Raw genomic sequence first — 16,210 nt, forward strand, 5'->3', positions numbered from 1 at the left:
GGCGACGGTCGGTTTCCCGCCCCAGTTTTTGGGGTGTTACGCCTCGGCCCAGCGGCGTTGCTGGTCGCAGAGCGCGCGCAGCCGTTCGATCTGCTCGGCGACGCGGGCCGGGGCGGTGCCACCGTAACCGGCGCGCGCGGCGACCGCCGCCTCCGGCGTCAAATGCGGCAGAACCTCGGCGGTCAGGCGGGGATCGACGGCGGCCAAGGCGTCCGGCGACAGATCCGACAGGCCGACGCCCTGCTCTTCGCAAAAGCGGACCAGCGCGCCGGTGATCTCGTGCGCCTCGCTGAACGGCACGCCGTTGCGGGCCAGCCAGTCGGCCACTTCGGTCGCCAGGGTGAAGCCGTCCACCGATTGCCGTTTCATCTCCTCGGCGTGGACCGTCAGGGTCGCCACCATTCCGGCCATCGCGGGCAAGACCAGTTCCAGCGTGTCGATGGCCTCGAAGGCGGCGAACTTGTCCTCCGACAGATCGCGGTTGTAGGCGAAGGGCAGCCCCTTCAGCGCGACCAGCATCAAATTCAGCCCGCTGATGAGCCGGGCGGAGCGGCCCCGCGTCAACTCGGCGATGTCCGCGTTCTTCTTCTGCGGCATGATCGAGGAGCCGGTGGCGTAGGCGTCGTCCAGCGTCACCCAACCGAATTGACGGGACGACCACAGGAAAATCTCTTCGGCCAGCCGGGCCAGATCGACGCTGAGCATCGCCGTGACGAACAGGAATTCGGCGACATGGTCGCGGCTGCCCACCGCGTCGATGGAGTTTTCGCACGGGGCGTCATAGCCAAGCTCGCGTGCGGATTCCTCCGCGTGGAGGGCGATGGCGGATCCGGCCATGGCGGCGGCCCCCAAGGGCGAGCGGGCCGACCGGCGGTCCCAATCGGCGAAACGGTCGATGTCGCGGGAATAGGCCTGGGCGTGGGCCAGAAGCTGGTGCGCGAAGGTGACGGGCTGGGCCGGTTGCAAATGGGTGAAGCCGGGGGCCAACGTGCCCTGATGCGCCGTGGCCTGCGCCAGCAGCGCGTCCTGCAAACGCAGAAGGTCGGCGACGATGTGGCGGGACTTTTCGCGCAGATACAGCTTCAGATCGTTCGCCGCCTGATCGTTGCGCGACCGACCGGCGCGCAGCTTGCCGCCCAGCGCGCCGAGACGTTCGACCAGCAGCCGTTCCAAAAAGGTGTGGACGTCCTCGTCCTGCGGGGCGGGAGCGGCTATTCCAGAAGCGACATCCGCGCCGATGGCGGTCAGCGTCGCGATGATCGTCTCGCCTTCCCCGTCTGACAGGATTCCCGCCCGCACCAGCTCGCGCGCGTGGGCGATGGAGGAGGTCAAATCTTGGGGAACCAGTCGGAAATAGCTGTCCGGCGAACGGGACAAACGCTTCATGGCCGGAGAGGGGGCGGAACGGAAACGCGCTCCCCAAAGCTGAGTGCTCTGCGTCATGGGTCGGTTGCCTTGTGGTGATGAACAAACCGTGCCTCAGACGCCGGGTCTGGACAATGGAATTGATTTCCCCGATCCTAGTCGGAAATGGAATACCAAGCGGGCGGCAGGAGAAACGCGTCACCATGGTTGGCAACCTCTATCCGACCGTCACCGCGCTGCGCGTCGTCGCCGCCCTGGCCCAAGGCGGCACGGTGTCGGCGGCGGCCCCGCTGTTGAATCTGACGCAAAGCGCGGTCAGCAAGCAGTTGAAAAGCATTGAGGATCTTGTCGGGATGCCGCTCTTCACCCGGACCAGCCACGGGCTGGTTCCGACCGAGGCGGGGGCGATTTACATCCAGCAAGCGCGAATGGTCATCGGCGCCTTGGAAACCGCCGCCGTGCGGGTTGCCGATCTGCGGCGGACGCGCACCGCCATCCGCGTGCATGTCCTGCCGATCCTGGGCGACCGCTGGTTCATGCCGATCTACCCGCGCTTTGTGGAGCGTTGCCCGGACACCGCCGTGCAATTCACCACCTTCGCGCCGACCGACACCGCCGACACCGCCGATCTGGTGTTCCGTTTTGGACTGGGCCATTGGCCGGGCTGGCACGCCGATTATCTGTTCGGGCGCGACGCGTTGCTGGTCGGCGCGCCCGCGATGATCGAGCGGCATGGCGGTTTGAACGGCGTCGAAGACATTTGGCGTTACACTCTGCTCGACCACCCGCAGACCCCGCTGCGCTGGGGCGTGTTCGCCGCCGCCCACGGACTCTACGCTCCGCCGCCCTCCAACATCATTCATTTCGGCTATTATTCGTTGGTTTTGCGTGGGGCCATCACCGGCCAGGGGCTGGCGCTGGTGCCGCGTTGTCTCATCCAAGATGAGTTGGCCGACGGGCGGCTGGTCAACCCGCAGGGCTTGGGCTTTTCCAGCGATCATTGCTATTGGCTGACCATCCGCGAAGACCGTCGCCTGGATTCCGGCATTCGCGCCTTGCGCGACTGGATCATCGAAGAGGCGGCGACCATCGAGAAGCCCGCGCGCGGTCGGCCTCTTTGATCCGGCTCCTTTGATTCGGTCCCTTTGATTGGGTTGGCCGGTCAGAGGTCGTGTTTGCGGATCTTGTCGTGCAGGGTGGTTTTGGCGATCTGCAACTCTTCAGCGGCGCGGGCGAGGCTGTCGCCATTGCGGCGCAGAGAATCGGCGATCAACGAGCGCTCGAACGCCGCGACCGCGTCGGCCAGCGGGCGGGGGCCGGTGGTCGCGCCGTCGCCGAAGGGGGGAAAGCCCTGCTCGATGCCCAAGGCGCAGCGGTCGGCGACGTTGCGCAATTCGCGAACGTTGCCCGGCCAGTCATAGGCCATCAAGCGCGCCATCCGTTCGGCGTCCGGTTGGGGAACCGGGCGTCCGTGGCGCAGGGCGGCCTGCAAGGCGAATTGCTCGAACAGCAGCGGAACGTCCTCCCGCCGGTCGCGCAGGGAGGGCAGGGGCAGGGTCGCCACATTCAGCCGGTAATAGAGATCGGCGCGGAACTGCCCACGATCGGCCAAGGCGCGCAGATCGACCTTGGTCGCCGCCACCACCCGGCAATCGACCGGAATCATGGTGTTGGATCCCAGACGCTCCAACGCGCGCTCCTGCAACACGCGCAGAAACTTGATCTGCACCGGCATCGGCATGCTTTCGATTTCGTCCAGGAACAGGGTGCCGCCGTTGGCGTGCTCCACCTTGCCGATCCGGCGCTTGCCCGCCCCGGTGAAGCTTCCGGCCTCATGCCCGAAAATCTCGCTGTCGAACAGGCTTTCCGGCAGGCCGCCGCAATTGATGGCGACGAAGTTTCCGGCGCGGCGCGGGCTGGCCTCGTGCAGGCAACGCGCCGTCAATTCCTTGCCGGTGCCGGTTTCGCCATGGATCAGCACATCGACGGCGGAATTGCCCAGATCCAGGATGAGCCGCCGCACCCGCTCCATCTGCGGGGAGTCGCCGACCAGCCGCGCCTCGATGCTCTGGCGGTTCTGCAAGCGGTCGCGCAGTTCGCGGACTTCCAGCGTCAGCCGCCGCTTGTCGAGCGCCCGGCGCACCACCTCGACCAGATAATCGGGGGAAAAGGGCTTTTCGATGAAGTCATGGGCGCCCATCTTCATCGCCTGCACCGCCATCGCCACGTCGCCATGGCCGGTCATCAGCAGGACGGGCAATTCCGGGTCGGCGGCGTGCAGCGCGCGCAACAGCTCCATCCCGTCCATGCCGGGCAGGCGGATGTCGGTGACGACGACGGCGGGTCCGCCGCCGCCCGACGCGGCGGCGTTGACCAGGCGGCGGGCCTGCTCGGCGCTGCTCGCCACCTCGACCGCGATGTCCTCCAACTCCAACGCCTGTTGGCAGCCCAAGCGGACGTTGGCGTCATCCTCGACGATCAGGACCTTCAGGGCGGCGGGCGCGGTCATGCGGCCTCTCTCAACTCTCGGCGGCGGGCAGATCGATGGTGAACAGCGCGCCGCCGTCCGGGCCGTTGGCCCCGGTCAGCGCGCCGCCGAAGTCACGCACGATCCCCGCCGAGATGGCAAGCCCCAAGCCCAGCCCGCCCCCCGTCTCCCGGTCGCCCGTCTCTTTTGTGGTGAAAAACGGCTCGAACAGGCGGGCGCGCACCGCGTCGGGCAATCCGGGGCCGTTGTCAGCCACCGCGATCCGCACCCGGTCGCCCGCGCGCGCGGCGGACAGGGTGAGCCGCCCGTCCGGCTGGCCGTGCAGGGCGTCGAGCGCGTTGGCGATCACATTCACCAAAACCTGTTCCAGCCGGTTGGCGTCGCACAGCGCCGTGGCGTCATCCGCCGCCGTCACCGACACGGCGACGCCGCCCCGGCTCAACCGTTGGTCCAGCAGAAACAGCGCGTTGCCGATGGCGCGCGCCGCCGTCACCGGCTGGGGGGCGCCGGTGGATTTGCGGGCGAAGGATTTGAGATCTCCCGTCAGCGCGCCCATGCGGTCCACCAACTGGCCGATGCGGTCGAGGTTGCTTTGCGCGGCCTCCAGATTGCCGCGTTGGAGAAACTTCACCGTGTTGCCCGACAGGGTGCGCAGGGCGGCCAGCGGCTGATTCAGCTCATGCACCAACCCGGCGGACAATTGGCCGATCACCGCCAGCTTGCCCGCGTGGATCAACTCGCCCTGGGCGGCGCGCAGGGTGTGGGTGCGCTCCTCCACCTTGCGCTCCAGCGCGTCGTTGGCGCGGCGCAGCGCGCGCAGATGCCGCCGGTGCTGGCGCCACAAAATCATCAGGATGCCGACAAGCGCGCTGCCAACCGCGCTCAACGCCGCGCGGGTCCAGGCCATCGCCGTCACCGGGGCGACCGGCGACAGCACGGTCAGGGTCCAGGGCGTGCCATGGAGCGGCGCGGTCTGCGCCAGCACAAGGCCCGACGCGAAAAAGGGGGAGGCGCTCTCCGCCGCCGCCCCGCCAAGCGACGGCAGGCGGGCCAGTTCGGCGTCCTCGGACAGCCGCCGCAGCGGGGTGAGGCCCAGCGGCGGCAGCGGGCGCGCGTTGTATTGCAGGGTTTGTTCAAAGCGTCGGCGCAGCGGTTCGTCCAGCGGGCGCAAGGTGGCGTAACGCCAGGACGGCACCGACGCCAAAATCACCACGCCGTTGTCGTCGGCGACCAGGACCGGGGCCTCGACCGTCGCCCAGGATTGTTCAAGCTGCTCCAGGCTGATCTTGACCACGGCGACGCCGATCACCTCGCCATCCTCGGTCAAGGGGGAGGACAGGAAATAGCCCGGCTCGTTGCGCGTGGTGCCGACGCCGTAAAAACGCCCCGGACGGCCCGCCGCCGCCGCCACGAAATAGGGGCGGTAGAACAGATCCTCGCCGATGAAGCTGTCGGGCCGGTTCCAATTGCTGGCGGCGACGACCCGGCCTTGCAAATTCATCGCGTAGATGGCCAGCGTCCCCGTCCGCTGGTTCAACCGTTCCAGATAGCGGCTGACCGCGTGGGGCGACGACAAGCGCCCGGCCACCAGATCCAGAACGTCGCGTTCCAGCTCCAACGTCGCCGGGAAGAAGGCGTATTTGTCGATTTCCCGTTCCAGGCTGGCCGCGTAGAGATCCAGCCGGTGACGCCCGGTGTCGCGCAGCGCGTCCAGCCCCGCCGTTTCGCTGACGCGAAAACCGACGACGCCCGCCAGCAGGGCTAGCGCCAACAGAAGGAGCGGGACGGGGCCGACCCGACGCAGACGGCGGATGGCGGGCGAAAGGAGCATCGACGGATCCGCGCTGTTGCACCGGCGGCTTATACCCCCGCCGCGCCGGGCGTGAAAGCGCCCGGCGCGGGGAGGCGGTTACTTGGCGACCGCCGCCGCCAGGACGGGATCGGAGGCGTCCTCGTCGTCCTCTTCTTCCGCGCCCAGCGCGTTTTCCCATTTGGCGACGACGGTGGTGGCGATGGCGTTGCCCAGCACGTTGGTGACGGTGCGCCCCATGTCGAGGAAATGGTCGATGCCCAAAATCAGCAGGATGCCCGCCTCGGGCAGATTGAACATCGGCAGCACGGCGGCCACCACCACCAGGGATGAGCGGGGAACCCCGGCGATGCCCTTGCTCGACACCATCAGCACCAGCAGCATCAGGATCTGTTGGTCGAGGCTGAGCGGAATGTTGAACGCCTGGGCGATGAACAGCGACGCGAAGGTCGTGTAGATCATCGAACCGTCCAGGTTGAAGGAATAGCCCAGCGGCAGGATGAAGCCGATCACCCGCTCGTTCACGCCGAATTTCTTCAGCGTTTCCATCAGGCGCGGATAGGCGGACTCGCTCGACGCGGTGGAGAAGCCCAGCAGCATCGGCTGACGCACCGCCATGAACAGGCGGAAGACCTCGCCCTTCAGCACGACGAACCCGGCCCCGATCAGGGCCAGCCACAGCACCGCGAGCGTCAGATAGAAGCCGCCCATGAACTTGCCATAGACCAGCAGCACGCCCAGACCCTGGGTGGCGACGACGTTGGCGACGGCGGCGAAGACGCCGATGGGGGCGAAGCGCATCACGTAATCGGTGACGCGCAGCATCACCGGCACCACCTCCTCAATCGCCTGGGCGAGCAGCCCAGCCTTGGTGTCGCGCAGTTGGCCCAACGCCAGACCGAAGAACAGGGAGAAGACCAGAATTTGCAAAATCTCGTTGTTCGCCATCGCTTCAAAGATGTTGCGCGGGAAGACGTGGATCAGGAATTCCTTCAGGTTCAGCGACGCGGTTTTCAACCCGGCGCTGGCCGTCGCCTCGGGCAGCGGCACGCCGACGTTGGCGCCGGGTTGCAGCAGGTTGGCGAAGACCAGCCCGATGAACAGCGACGCGAAGGACGCCATCAGGAACCAGCCCACCGCCTTGCCGCCGATGCGGCCCACCGCCTTGGCGTCGCCCATGCCCGCCATCCCCGCCACCAGGGTGGAGAAGATCAGCGGGGCGAGGATCATCTTGATGAGGCGCAGGAAAATGTCGGTGACGATCACGAAGTAGCCGGCGACGGTCTTCGCGTCCGCCGGGGACAGAGAGGCGTTGCAGAGGTAGCCGGTGAGGATGCCCAGCAGCATCGCCACGATGATGTGCGTGGTTTGTTTGTTCATAAGGCGTTTCCTTCCCTGCCCGGCGGCGTCGAGGCCGCCGGGGCGCGCGTGAACGGGATGTCGTGAGGCGGGCGGGTCAGCCTGCGGCGGGGATGTGTTGGGGCCGGGTCAACACCTCGGGCCGCAGCACCTCGGCCAGCGCCTGCGCGGTCATCAGGCCGCGCGCCTCGACCAGTTCGGCGACGCCCTTGCCGGTGCGGTGCGCCTCGGCGGCGATCTCCGTGGCGTTGGCGTAACCGATGTAGGGGTTGAGCGCGGTGACGATGCCGATGGAGTTGCGCACGCCGGCGGCCAGATGGTCGCGGTTGGCGGTGATGCCGTCCACGCACAGATCGGCCAGCGTCAGACAGCCCTGGCGCAGATGGGTGATGCTCTTGAACAGGCTGTGCGCGATGATCGGTTCAAAGGCGTTGAGCTGCAACTGGCCCGCCTCGGCGGCGAAGGTCACGGTCATGTCGTTGCCGATCACCTCGAAAGCGATCTGGTTCATCACTTCGGGGATCACCGGGTTGACCTTGCCCGGCATGATCGACGACCCGGCCTGACGGGCGGGCAGGTTGATTTCGCCAAACCCGGCGCGCGGGCCGCTCGACAGCAGGCGCAGATCGTTGCAGGTCTTGGACAGCTTGACCGCCACCCGCTTCAGCACGCCCGACAGTTGGACGAAGCTGCCGCAATCCTGCGTGGCTTCCACCAGATTGGGGGCGGTGACGACCGGCACGCCGCTGATTTCGGCCAGCAGGCGGCAGACGCGCGGCGCGTAATCGGGGTGGGCGTTGATGCCGGTGCCGATGGCGGTGGCGCCCAGGTTGATTTCGCGGATCAGCAGGGCGGCTTCCTTCAACCGCTCCTCATCCTCGGCCAGCATGACGGCGTAGGTGGAGAATTCCTGACCCAGCGTCATCGGCACCGCGTCCTGCAACTGGGTCCGGCCCATCTTCAGCACGTCGCCGAACTCGTCGGCCTTGCGCTGGAAGGCGGCGCGCAGATGGCCCATCGCCTCGACCAACCGGAAAATGCCGGTGTAGGTCGCCAACTTCAACGCCGTCGGATAGACGTCGTTGGTGGACTGGCTCATGTTGACATGTTCGTTGGGGTGCAGGTGAGTGTAGGCCCCGCGCTCCTGCCCCAGAATCTCCAGCGCGCGGTTGGCGATGACCTCGTTGGCGTTCATGTTGGTCGAGGTGCCCGCCCCGCCCTGGATAACGTCCACCACGAATTGGTCGATCAGCTTGCCCGCGCGGATCTCGCGGCAGGCGGCGACGATGGCGTCGGCCTTCTCAGCGCTCAACAGCCCCAGTTCTTGATTGACCCGCGCGGCGGCCATCTTGATGTCGGCCAGCGCCTGGACCAGATCGGGGTAATGGGAAATCGGCGTGCCGGTGATCGGGAAATTTTCCACGGCGCGCAGGGTGTGAACGCCGTAATAGGCGCGCGCGGGAACCTCGCGGTCGCCGAGCAGATCATGTTCGAGGCGGGTGGCGGCGGCAGGCATCGGACGTTTCGCTCCGTAAATGGTCGCCCGTCTGTGCGGGTTGCCACCAGCAAGAGCAACGCGCGTGCCACCGTCGCGCCTCCGTGTTGAGATTCTATAGCGTTGTCTTTTATGGATGTTTTGTCTGTTGGCGTCGCCAGCGTTCGGATTTCCGAACCAGCGGCGCGCGGTCCGTTCGGAAATCCGAACGCTGGCGCGGGGCTTGGTCGTCTTGCGCCGGGGCGGGACCATCGCCGTGTCGGACAGCCGCTTGATGCGCTTGATGCGTTGGATCGCCCGTGGCGGCGTCGCCATCGACACCGCGCGCCGGGACTGAGCGGACCGTCCGAACTTACGCCGCAAGCTCCAGCGTTTGGCGGGTTTGCGTGAAGGGGCGGCGGGCAAGCAGGGTGAACAGACCGCCCAGCAGGATGGCGGGCAAGGCGACCACCAGGATCGACGCGGCGACCGCCGTGTCGTCGTGGAAAATCTTGTCGGTGACAAGCGCCACCGCCATCGGCCCGAGAGTCAGGCTGAACAGGTTTTGCGTGAAGAAATAGAGCGCGGTGGCTTGGCCGCGCAACCGACCGGGGGTCATCTCCTGCACCACCGTCGGGCCGATGCAGTTGGACACGCTGCTGAAAAAGGCGGAGAAGCCGAAGCCCGCCAGCGCGATCCAGGGATCGCCGCTCAGCGTGCCGGTGGCGATGGCGAGGATCCACAGCGGAATGCTATAGAGCGACAGGCGCAACCGCCCATCCAGATTGGCGCCGATCATCCGGTCGCCGAAAATCCCGGCCAGCGCGCCGCCCGCGCAGCCCATCACCATGATGGCGAGGCCGTAATAGAGGCCGGTTTGCGCCATCGGCCAGTGATGGACGCGGACGAACACGGTCGGCACCCAGGATCCGGCGGCGTAGGCCGCCATGGCGAAGCAATCATAAGCCAGCAGGGTGAACAGGAAGGCCCGCCCGTTGCCCTTCAGATAGCGCAGCGCGTCGTCGGGCGTGACGTTCGCGGCGGCTGAGAGGGGGCGGCGGCGCGGCGGTTCGGTGATGGTCAGAATCAGCGGCGCCAGCAACAGGCCGGGAAGCCCGACGACGATGAAGGCCGCCTGCCAGGAACGCACGGTTCCGAACAGAGGCAGCGTCACGTCAGCCTGTTGGTTGGTCATGGCGATGACCAGACCGCCCAGCGTCAGCGCCGCGCCGATTCCCAGATAAATGCCGCTGGTGTAGACGCTGAGCGCGGTTCCCCGCCGATCCGGGCGGAAGGCGTCTGAAATCAACGAATAGGCGGCGGGGGCCAAGGTGGCCTCGCCAATGCCGACGCCGACGCGGGCGGCGAACAGCTCCCAAAAACTGTTGGCCAGACCGCAGGCGATGGTCATCACGCTCCAGATCGCCACCCCAGCGACAATCACCAGCCGCCGGTTGTGCCGGTCCACGAATCGCCCCAACGGCAAGCCGAGAAACGAATAGAGAATGGTGAAAGCGAAGCCGTGCAGCACGCTGATGTCGGTGTCGGTGATGGCCAGATCGCGGCGGATCGGGCCGACCAGCAGGGCCAAAATCTGCCGATCCACGAAGGACAGGATGTTCGCGATGATGAGAACGCCGACGAGGTAGCAGGCGATCCGCATCGGCGGATACCCGTCTTGCGGACCGAGGGCGGCTGTGGTGGTCAAGGGACGCCTCCATGGCGATGCGGTGGATCGGGCGCGGGTCCATGGGAGCCGTGAAGAGGGGCGGCGGAAAGCGCGCGCAACCCTTCCCTCTTCACAGCGCGCATCGGCGCGCCGCCCGGCGGTTTGTTCGATGCGCTGATAGTGCCATGGCATAATCGTGCGGGCAATCGATTAAAGCAAGTTTTGTCGATAAAATAGTTTTTGCCGTTTACAGCGCCGTCTGTTTGTGCGATCAACAATTCCAGTCAATAACCGTTTATGCGAGGCGCCGCCATGGTGATGGGCCGCTTTATCGACCTGTCGGTCGCTCTGGATCCGGCGGTGCCGTCGGATCCGCCGCCGCTGCGTCCGAAGGTCAACTACATCGGTCATCAGGAAGGGGCGGGGCATCTGACCGCCATCTTCCCCGGCCTGAAGGCCGAAGATTTGCCCGACGCGGAAGGCTGGGCGGTGGAGGATCTGACGATCACCAGCCACAGCGGCACCCACATGGACGCGCCGTGGCATTACGCCTCGACGATGGACGGCGGCAAACCGGCGATGACCATCGACGAGGTGCCGCTCGACTGGTGCTTTCGGCCCGGCGTCCGCGTCGATTTCCGCGACCGTCCCGACGGCTCTGTCGTCAGCGAAGCGGACATGGCGGCGGCGTTCGAGCGCATGGGCTACACGCTCCAGCCCTTCGACATCGTGCTGGTGAACACGGCGGCGGGCGCGGCCTATGGCCAGCCCGATTATGTGGACCGGGGCTGCGGCATTGGGCGGGACGCCACGCTGTGGCTGTTGCGCCAGGGCGTGCGCGTGGTCGGCACCGACGCCTGGAGTTGGGACGCGCCCTTCGTCCACACCCGGCGGCGGTTCCTGGAAACCGGCGATCCGACGATCATCTGGGAAGGCCACAAGGCGGGGCGCGACATCGGCTATTGCCAGATGGAAAAGCTCGCCAACCTCGACGCGTTGCCCGACAGCGGCTTTCTGGTCAGTTGCTTCCCCTACAAATTGAAGGGCGGATCCGCCGGTTTCACCCGCGCCGTGGCCATCCTTCCCAACGACGAGGCTCCAAATCCATGATTCTGGCCAGTTTTCAAGCGGCGGACGGGACGGCTCGCGTCGCGGCGGTTCGGCGCGACCGCGCCAGCCTGATCGACCTTCAGGCCGCCCACATCGCCCTGCGCGGGGCGCCCGACCCGGCCTTCGCCGACATGATCGCGCTGATGGAGGGGGGCGAGGCTGCGCTGAACCGCGCCCGCGCGCTGGGGGAGCGTTTCGCTGACACGTCGGTTGGAACCGACCCGGCGGTGATCGGCTTGGCTGGTGTCCGGCTGCTGGCCCCGGTCCCGCGCCCGACCCAGATGCGTGATTTTTCGGTGTTCGAGCAGCACATGAAGCAGGCGGGGGCCGCCATCGCCCGGATGCGGGCCGAGCGCACGGGGGACTCAGGACCGCTGCCGACCCCCGCCGACATTCGCCTGCCGCCGGTCTTCTACACCCAGCCGCTTTATTACAAGGCCAACCGGATGAATGTGGTTGGCCCCGACGCCGAGGTGCGTTGGCCCTCTTATTGTCAGAAGATGGATTTTGAGCTGGAGTTCGGCGTCTTCATCGGGCGCGCCGGGCGCGACATCGACGCGGCGAACGCCCAGGCGCACATCTTCGGTTACACGATCTTCAACGATTTTTCCGCCCGCGACGCGCAGGAATTGGAAATGTCCGGCCCCTTCGGTCCCTGCAAGGGCAAGGATTTCGACAGCGGCAACGCCATGGGGCCATGGATCGTCACGCCCGACGAACTGCCCGATCCCTACGCCCTGACCATGATCGCGCGGGTGAATGGCGAGGAATGGTGCCGCAACACGTCGGCCGGGATGATCCACAGCTTTGAAACGATGATCGCCCACGCGTCGCGCGATGAAACCCTGCATCCCGGCGAATTTCTGGGATCGGGAACGGTCGGCGGCGGCAGCGGGCTGGAGATCGGGCGCTGGTTGAATCCCGGCGACGTGGTTGAGCTTGAGGTTCAGGGCATTGGCGTTTTGCGCAATCGGGTGGTTCTCCCGGCGCGTTGACCAGCGGCGGCGGCTGAACGACGGCCCCGCCTTTTCAAACACTCCCGGTTTGAGTTTTTCAAATCCGCCCGGTTGGCGCGGCGTTGCGACGCCGCGTCGGCGCGGCCTGGTTCCTGTTCGGCGCGCGCCGAACCGGCGTGGTTCCGCGCGCTTAAAAAACAAACACGACCATCAGGAGGACGCAGATGACGATCCGAGGATTCCTCAAAAGCCTGTGCCTGGCCGCCATCGGTTGCGGCGTCGCGGCGGGCGCGGCGCTGGCCCGTGAACCCGGCATCGCGCCGATGATTCCGCCCGGTTTGACCATGGGTTTGCCCATCGCCGTCAACCCGCCGCCGGGCGTTTATCTGACCAACCGCACCGCGTATTACACGGCCAAACTTTACGACGACAACGGCCATTACAACGGCCAGAAAGCCAAAATTCTTTCCAACTCGGTTCAATTGACCTGGATTCCTGGCGTCGAGCTGTTGGGCGGAACCTACAAGGCCTTCATCACCGCGCCTTACCTTGACATCCAGCAGGACCGCAAGACCACGGCGGTCGGGCGGCTGGGATCCTGGCACACCTCGGGCTTTGGCAATCCCAAGATCCAGCCGCTCGACATCGCTTGGAATTTGGGGGATGGCTTCAACGTCACCGCCGGGGTCGGGGTGTATCTGCCGTTGGGCAATTGGTCGGCGGGATCGGAGATCAATCTGGGCGGCAATTTCTGGACGCTGGAGCCGAGCGTCGGATTCACCTATCTCAAAGACGGCTGGAACGCGTCCTTGCAGGTGCTCTATGACGCCAACACGCGCAACAACAAGAACAAATATCTCTCGGGCGACCAAGTGTTCGTCAACGCGACCGTGACGAAAAACATCGAAGATTGGACCGTCGGCCCGGTCGGCTATTATCAAAAGCAGGTCACGGAGGACAGCAACAACGGCGGTCGCGCGACCTTCGGCGGCGCGGTGTTCAAGGAGCCGGAACAGTTGGCCCTTGGCCTGCTGGTCGGGCGCCAGATCGGCCCGATCCGCTTCACCGCCATGGCGACGAGCGAGGTTCTCACCCGCAACACCTATGGCGGACAAAAATTCTGGCTGAACGCCGCCTACAAGTTCTGAGCAGTGTTTGTCCGATGCCGGGCCGGGCCACCGGCGTCGCTGTCCGGGTAAACGGACTTCAGAGTCAGGTTCAGGTGATCGACCAACGCGCTGGCCGCCGCGTCGGCGTCGCCGCCCAGCAGCGCTTTCAGCAGGATGGCGTGGTGATCCAGGAACTCGTCGAGATCCTGGATCCCGCGCATCATCAGCCGCCGGTAACGCTGCGCCTGATCGTAAAGCGTGTCGTGCAGCCCGAGCAGGCGCGGGGAGTCGCAATGGGCGACGACGGCGGCGTGAAACTGCTTGTGCGCCCGCTCCAGATCGGCGCCCTCGGCGCCTTGGCCGCTGCGCAGCCGTTCCACCGTGCGCTCCAGCCGGGTGAAGGCGGCGACGACGCCGACCTCCCATTCATCGTCATCGCGGCGCATGGAGCGGAGCAGCGCCTCACGCTCCACCATCCGGCGGTTCAGCGTGATGTCTTGGAGATCGGCTTCCGACATCGGGGCGACGCGAAAGCCCCGGTGACTTTCGTTGGTGACGAATCCCAAGGTGGTCAACCGCGACAGCGCCTCGCGCAGCGGCGACGCGCCCATGCCATACTGTTCCTTCAGCGATTCGATTCGGAGCTTGGCGCAAGGTTCCAAGGCGCCCGACACGATGTCGTCGATGATCCGCTGAACCGCGACGTTCGCCAGCGTGTCTTCGGTGGGTGTGTCGGCCATCGCGTTTGCTCCAATTCCGTGCGCTGCATCGGGAAGATCGAAAGCCCGCTCGTCCACGTCAAGGCGGTTTTGTCGAGAAACGGAATTTTGGCGATATGCTGGACAAAAGATCGCATCACGACCATTGACTCCGCCAACCAAATTGGTATGTTTAATAACAGTTATTGTGAATTTCAAAAATGAGCGGCGCGCGCCGCCGCACGCCCGAAGGGAGGACGTGTTGCCTCAGACGATTCCGACACGCGCGGTTCACCTGGGCGCTCTCGACGTGTCGGTCGAGCGCCGATCCGATGGAACCTCGCTGGTGAGCGCCGCGCAGCGGCTGCCGCCCTATCCCGACAAGCTGACCCTGCGGCTGGAGCATTGGGCGCGCGAGACGCCCGACCGGCTGTTCCTGGCCCAGCGCGGCGCCGATGGGGCGTGGCGGGAGATCACCTACGCCCAAGCGCTGGCAAGCGTGCGCGCGTTGGGTCAAGCCTTTCTGGATCGCGGCCTGTCGGTCACGCGCGGCGTGGTGGTGCTGTCCAACAACAGCGTCGAACACGCGCTGATGATGCTGGCGGCGCAATATGTCGGCGTGCCTTACGCCCCGGTGTCGCCCGCCTATTCGCTCATCAGCAGCGATTTCGGCAAGCTGCGCCATGTGTTGGGGCTGTTTCCGCCCGGCTTGGTCTACGCCGACGACGGCCATCGGTTCGAGCGGGCCTTCCGCGTCGCCGTGCCGCCCGACGTGGATCGGATGATCGCCCGCAACCCGCCCGACGATCTGTGCGTGACCCTGTTTGACGATCTGCTCAAAACCCCGGTGACGGCGGCGGTGGACGCCGCCCATGACCGGGTTGGGCCGGAGACCATCGCCAAGATCCTGTTCACCTCGGGATCCACCGGCATGCCCAAGGGGGTCATCAACACCCAGCGCATGCTGTGCAGCAACCAGGAGATTCTGGCCTATCTCTTCGCCTTCCTGCGCGACGAGCCGCCGGTTTTGGTCGATTGGCTGCCGTGGAACCACACCTTTGGCGGCAATCACAATTTCGGCATCGCCCTGAACAATGGCGGGACGCTCTACATCGATGAGGGCAAGCCGATGGGCAGCGGCGTCGACGTCACCGTGCGGAACCTGCGCGACGTCTCGCCGACCATGTATTTCAACGTGCCCAAGGGCTATGAGGCGTTGTTGCCGCATCTGGAGGCCGATCCCGACCTGTGCGAGCGCTTTTTCCGCCGGGTCAAGGTGCTGTTCTACGCCGGCGCCGGCCTCGCCCCCCATGTCTGGCGCAAGCTGGACGAGTTGGCCATCCGCTCGGTGGGGGAGCGAATCGTCATGCTGACCGGGTTGGGCGCGACGGAAACCGGGCCGATGGCGCTGAACGCCAACCGCCAATATGACCAGCCGGGCCGCATTGGCCTGCCAATGCCCGACGTGGTGGTGAAGCTGGTGCCGTCGGGCGACAAGCTGGAGGCGCGGATCAAGGGGCCGAGCGTCACGCCGGGCTATTGGCGGCAGGAGGAGTTGAGCGGCAAGGCGTTCGACGAGGAAGGCTTCTATTGCCTGGGCGACGCCATTCGCTTCGCCGACCCCGACAACATCGACGAGGGCTTTGTCTTCGATGGCCGCATCGCCGAGGATTTCAAGCTGGCGACCGGAACCTGGGTCAGCGTCGGAACCTTGCGGGCGCAAGTGATCCAGCATTGCGCCCCGCTGGTCGAGGATGTGGTGGTCGCCGGGCATGACCGCGACGACATCGCCATCATGATCTTCCCGCACGCGGCGTCCTGCCGGGAGCTGTGCCCGCATCTGGAGCCGTCGGCGACGCTGGAGGAGGTGTTGAGCGACCACGCGGTGTTGCTGCGGTTCCGCGCGCTGCTGTCCAGCCTGGCCGGGGCCAGCACCGGCAGCTCGACCCGCATCGTCCGCGCCGCGCTGTTGAGCGAACCGCCCTCCCTCGACGTCGGCGAGATCACCGACAAGGGATCGATCAACCAGCGCGCGGTGTTGAAGAACCGGGCCGCCCTGGTCGAGTCCCTCTACGATCCGGCCCCCGGCCCCCGCGTCATCGCCATCGACGGGTGATGGCGGTCGGTTGACGGCTTTTCTGGCTTCATCCTGCGCTGCCTCCCTTCCAAGCC

Annotated in this window: 13 protein-coding genes; 6 read left to right on the forward strand and 7 right to left on the reverse strand. The window is 66.1% G+C overall.

Going from position 1 to position 16,210, the window contains the following annotated elements; all coding sequences use genetic code 11:
- Window positions 1-36: 36 nt before the first annotated feature.
- Window positions 37-1,443 (reverse strand): argininosuccinate lyase, encoded by a 1,407-nt coding sequence (gene argH / locus D3877_RS20050; protein WP_119832584.1) that lies wholly within the window; start codon window positions 1,441-1,443, stop codon window positions 37-39.
- A gap of 125 nt (window positions 1,444-1,568) precedes the next feature.
- Here argH and D3877_RS20055 point away from each other — a divergent pair, with 125 nt between their 5' ends.
- Window positions 1,569-2,486 (forward strand): LysR substrate-binding domain-containing protein, encoded by a 918-nt coding sequence (locus tag D3877_RS20055; RefSeq protein WP_119832585.1) that lies wholly within the window; start codon window positions 1,569-1,571, stop codon window positions 2,484-2,486.
- Between the two features lie 41 nt (window positions 2,487-2,527).
- Here the strand turns inward: D3877_RS20055 and D3877_RS20060 are convergent, their stop codons facing one another.
- From D3877_RS20060 to aspA, 4 genes are all read right to left on the reverse strand, one after another.
- Window positions 2,528-3,874, reverse strand: coding sequence for a sigma-54-dependent transcriptional regulator (locus tag D3877_RS20060; protein ID WP_119832586.1), 1,347 nt, complete (start codon window positions 3,872-3,874; stop codon window positions 2,528-2,530).
- A gap of 10 nt (window positions 3,875-3,884) precedes the next feature.
- Window positions 3,885-5,684 carry a sensor histidine kinase gene (locus tag D3877_RS20065; RefSeq protein ID WP_119832587.1) on the reverse strand — a complete coding sequence of 600 codons (1,800 nt, stop codon included), beginning with the start codon at window positions 5,682-5,684 and terminating at the stop codon, window positions 3,885-3,887.
- Between the two features lie 78 nt (window positions 5,685-5,762).
- Window positions 5,763-7,043, reverse strand: coding sequence for a dicarboxylate/amino acid:cation symporter (locus D3877_RS20070; RefSeq protein WP_119832588.1), 1,281 nt, complete (start codon window positions 7,041-7,043; stop codon window positions 5,763-5,765).
- A gap of 76 nt (window positions 7,044-7,119) precedes the next feature.
- On the reverse strand, window positions 7,120-8,538 hold the full coding sequence (gene aspA / locus D3877_RS20075; protein WP_119832589.1) for an aspartate ammonia-lyase: 1,419 nt from the start codon (window positions 8,536-8,538) through the stop codon (window positions 7,120-7,122).
- A gap of 127 nt (window positions 8,539-8,665) precedes the next feature.
- On the opposite strand from aspA, the gene D3877_RS20080 reads away from it, so the two are divergent.
- The gene (locus D3877_RS20080) at window positions 8,666-8,854 is read left to right on the forward strand and encodes a hypothetical protein (RefSeq protein WP_147395243.1); all 189 of its coding nucleotides are present in this window, start codon (window positions 8,666-8,668) and stop codon (window positions 8,852-8,854) included.
- A 15-nt stretch (window positions 8,855-8,869) separates the two neighbouring features.
- On the opposite strand, the gene D3877_RS20085 is transcribed toward D3877_RS20080, so the two are convergent.
- Window positions 8,870-10,204, reverse strand: coding sequence for a spinster family MFS transporter (locus D3877_RS20085; protein ID WP_158599952.1), 1,335 nt, complete (start codon window positions 10,202-10,204; stop codon window positions 8,870-8,872).
- Between the two features lie 258 nt (window positions 10,205-10,462).
- Here D3877_RS20085 and D3877_RS20090 point away from each other — a divergent pair, with 258 nt between their 5' ends.
- From D3877_RS20090 to D3877_RS20100, 3 genes are all read left to right on the forward strand, one after another.
- Complete coding sequence (locus tag D3877_RS20090; protein ID WP_238474993.1) at window positions 10,463-11,275, forward strand: cyclase family protein; 813 nt, start codon at window positions 10,463-10,465, stop codon at window positions 11,273-11,275.
- Window positions 11,272-12,270, forward strand: coding sequence for a fumarylacetoacetate hydrolase family protein (locus D3877_RS20095; protein ID WP_119832592.1), 999 nt, complete (start codon window positions 11,272-11,274; stop codon window positions 12,268-12,270). Before D3877_RS20090 ends, D3877_RS20095 begins: the two co-directional genes overlap by 4 nt.
- Before the next feature lie 185 nt (window positions 12,271-12,455).
- Window positions 12,456-13,379: a SphA family protein gene (locus tag D3877_RS20100; RefSeq protein WP_119832593.1), complete on the forward strand. Its 924-nt coding sequence runs from the start codon at window positions 12,456-12,458 to the stop codon at window positions 13,377-13,379.
- On the opposite strand, the gene D3877_RS20105 is transcribed toward D3877_RS20100, so the two are convergent.
- On the reverse strand, window positions 13,367-14,080 hold the full coding sequence (locus tag D3877_RS20105) for a GntR family transcriptional regulator (protein ID WP_119832594.1): 714 nt from the start codon (window positions 14,078-14,080) through the stop codon (window positions 13,367-13,369). The two genes, D3877_RS20100 and D3877_RS20105, sit on opposite strands and share 13 nt — an antisense overlap.
- A gap of 220 nt (window positions 14,081-14,300) precedes the next feature.
- Between D3877_RS20105 and D3877_RS20110 the strand changes: the two genes are divergently transcribed.
- Entirely contained in the window at window positions 14,301-16,154 is a 1,854-nt protein-coding gene (locus D3877_RS20110) for a feruloyl-CoA synthase (protein WP_238474994.1), read from the forward strand.
- Window positions 16,155-16,210: the final 56 nt, after the last annotated feature.

The organism is Azospirillum cavernae (genome assembly GCF_003590795.1).
GTDB lineage: Bacteria > Pseudomonadota > Alphaproteobacteria > Azospirillales > Azospirillaceae > Azospirillum > Azospirillum cavernae.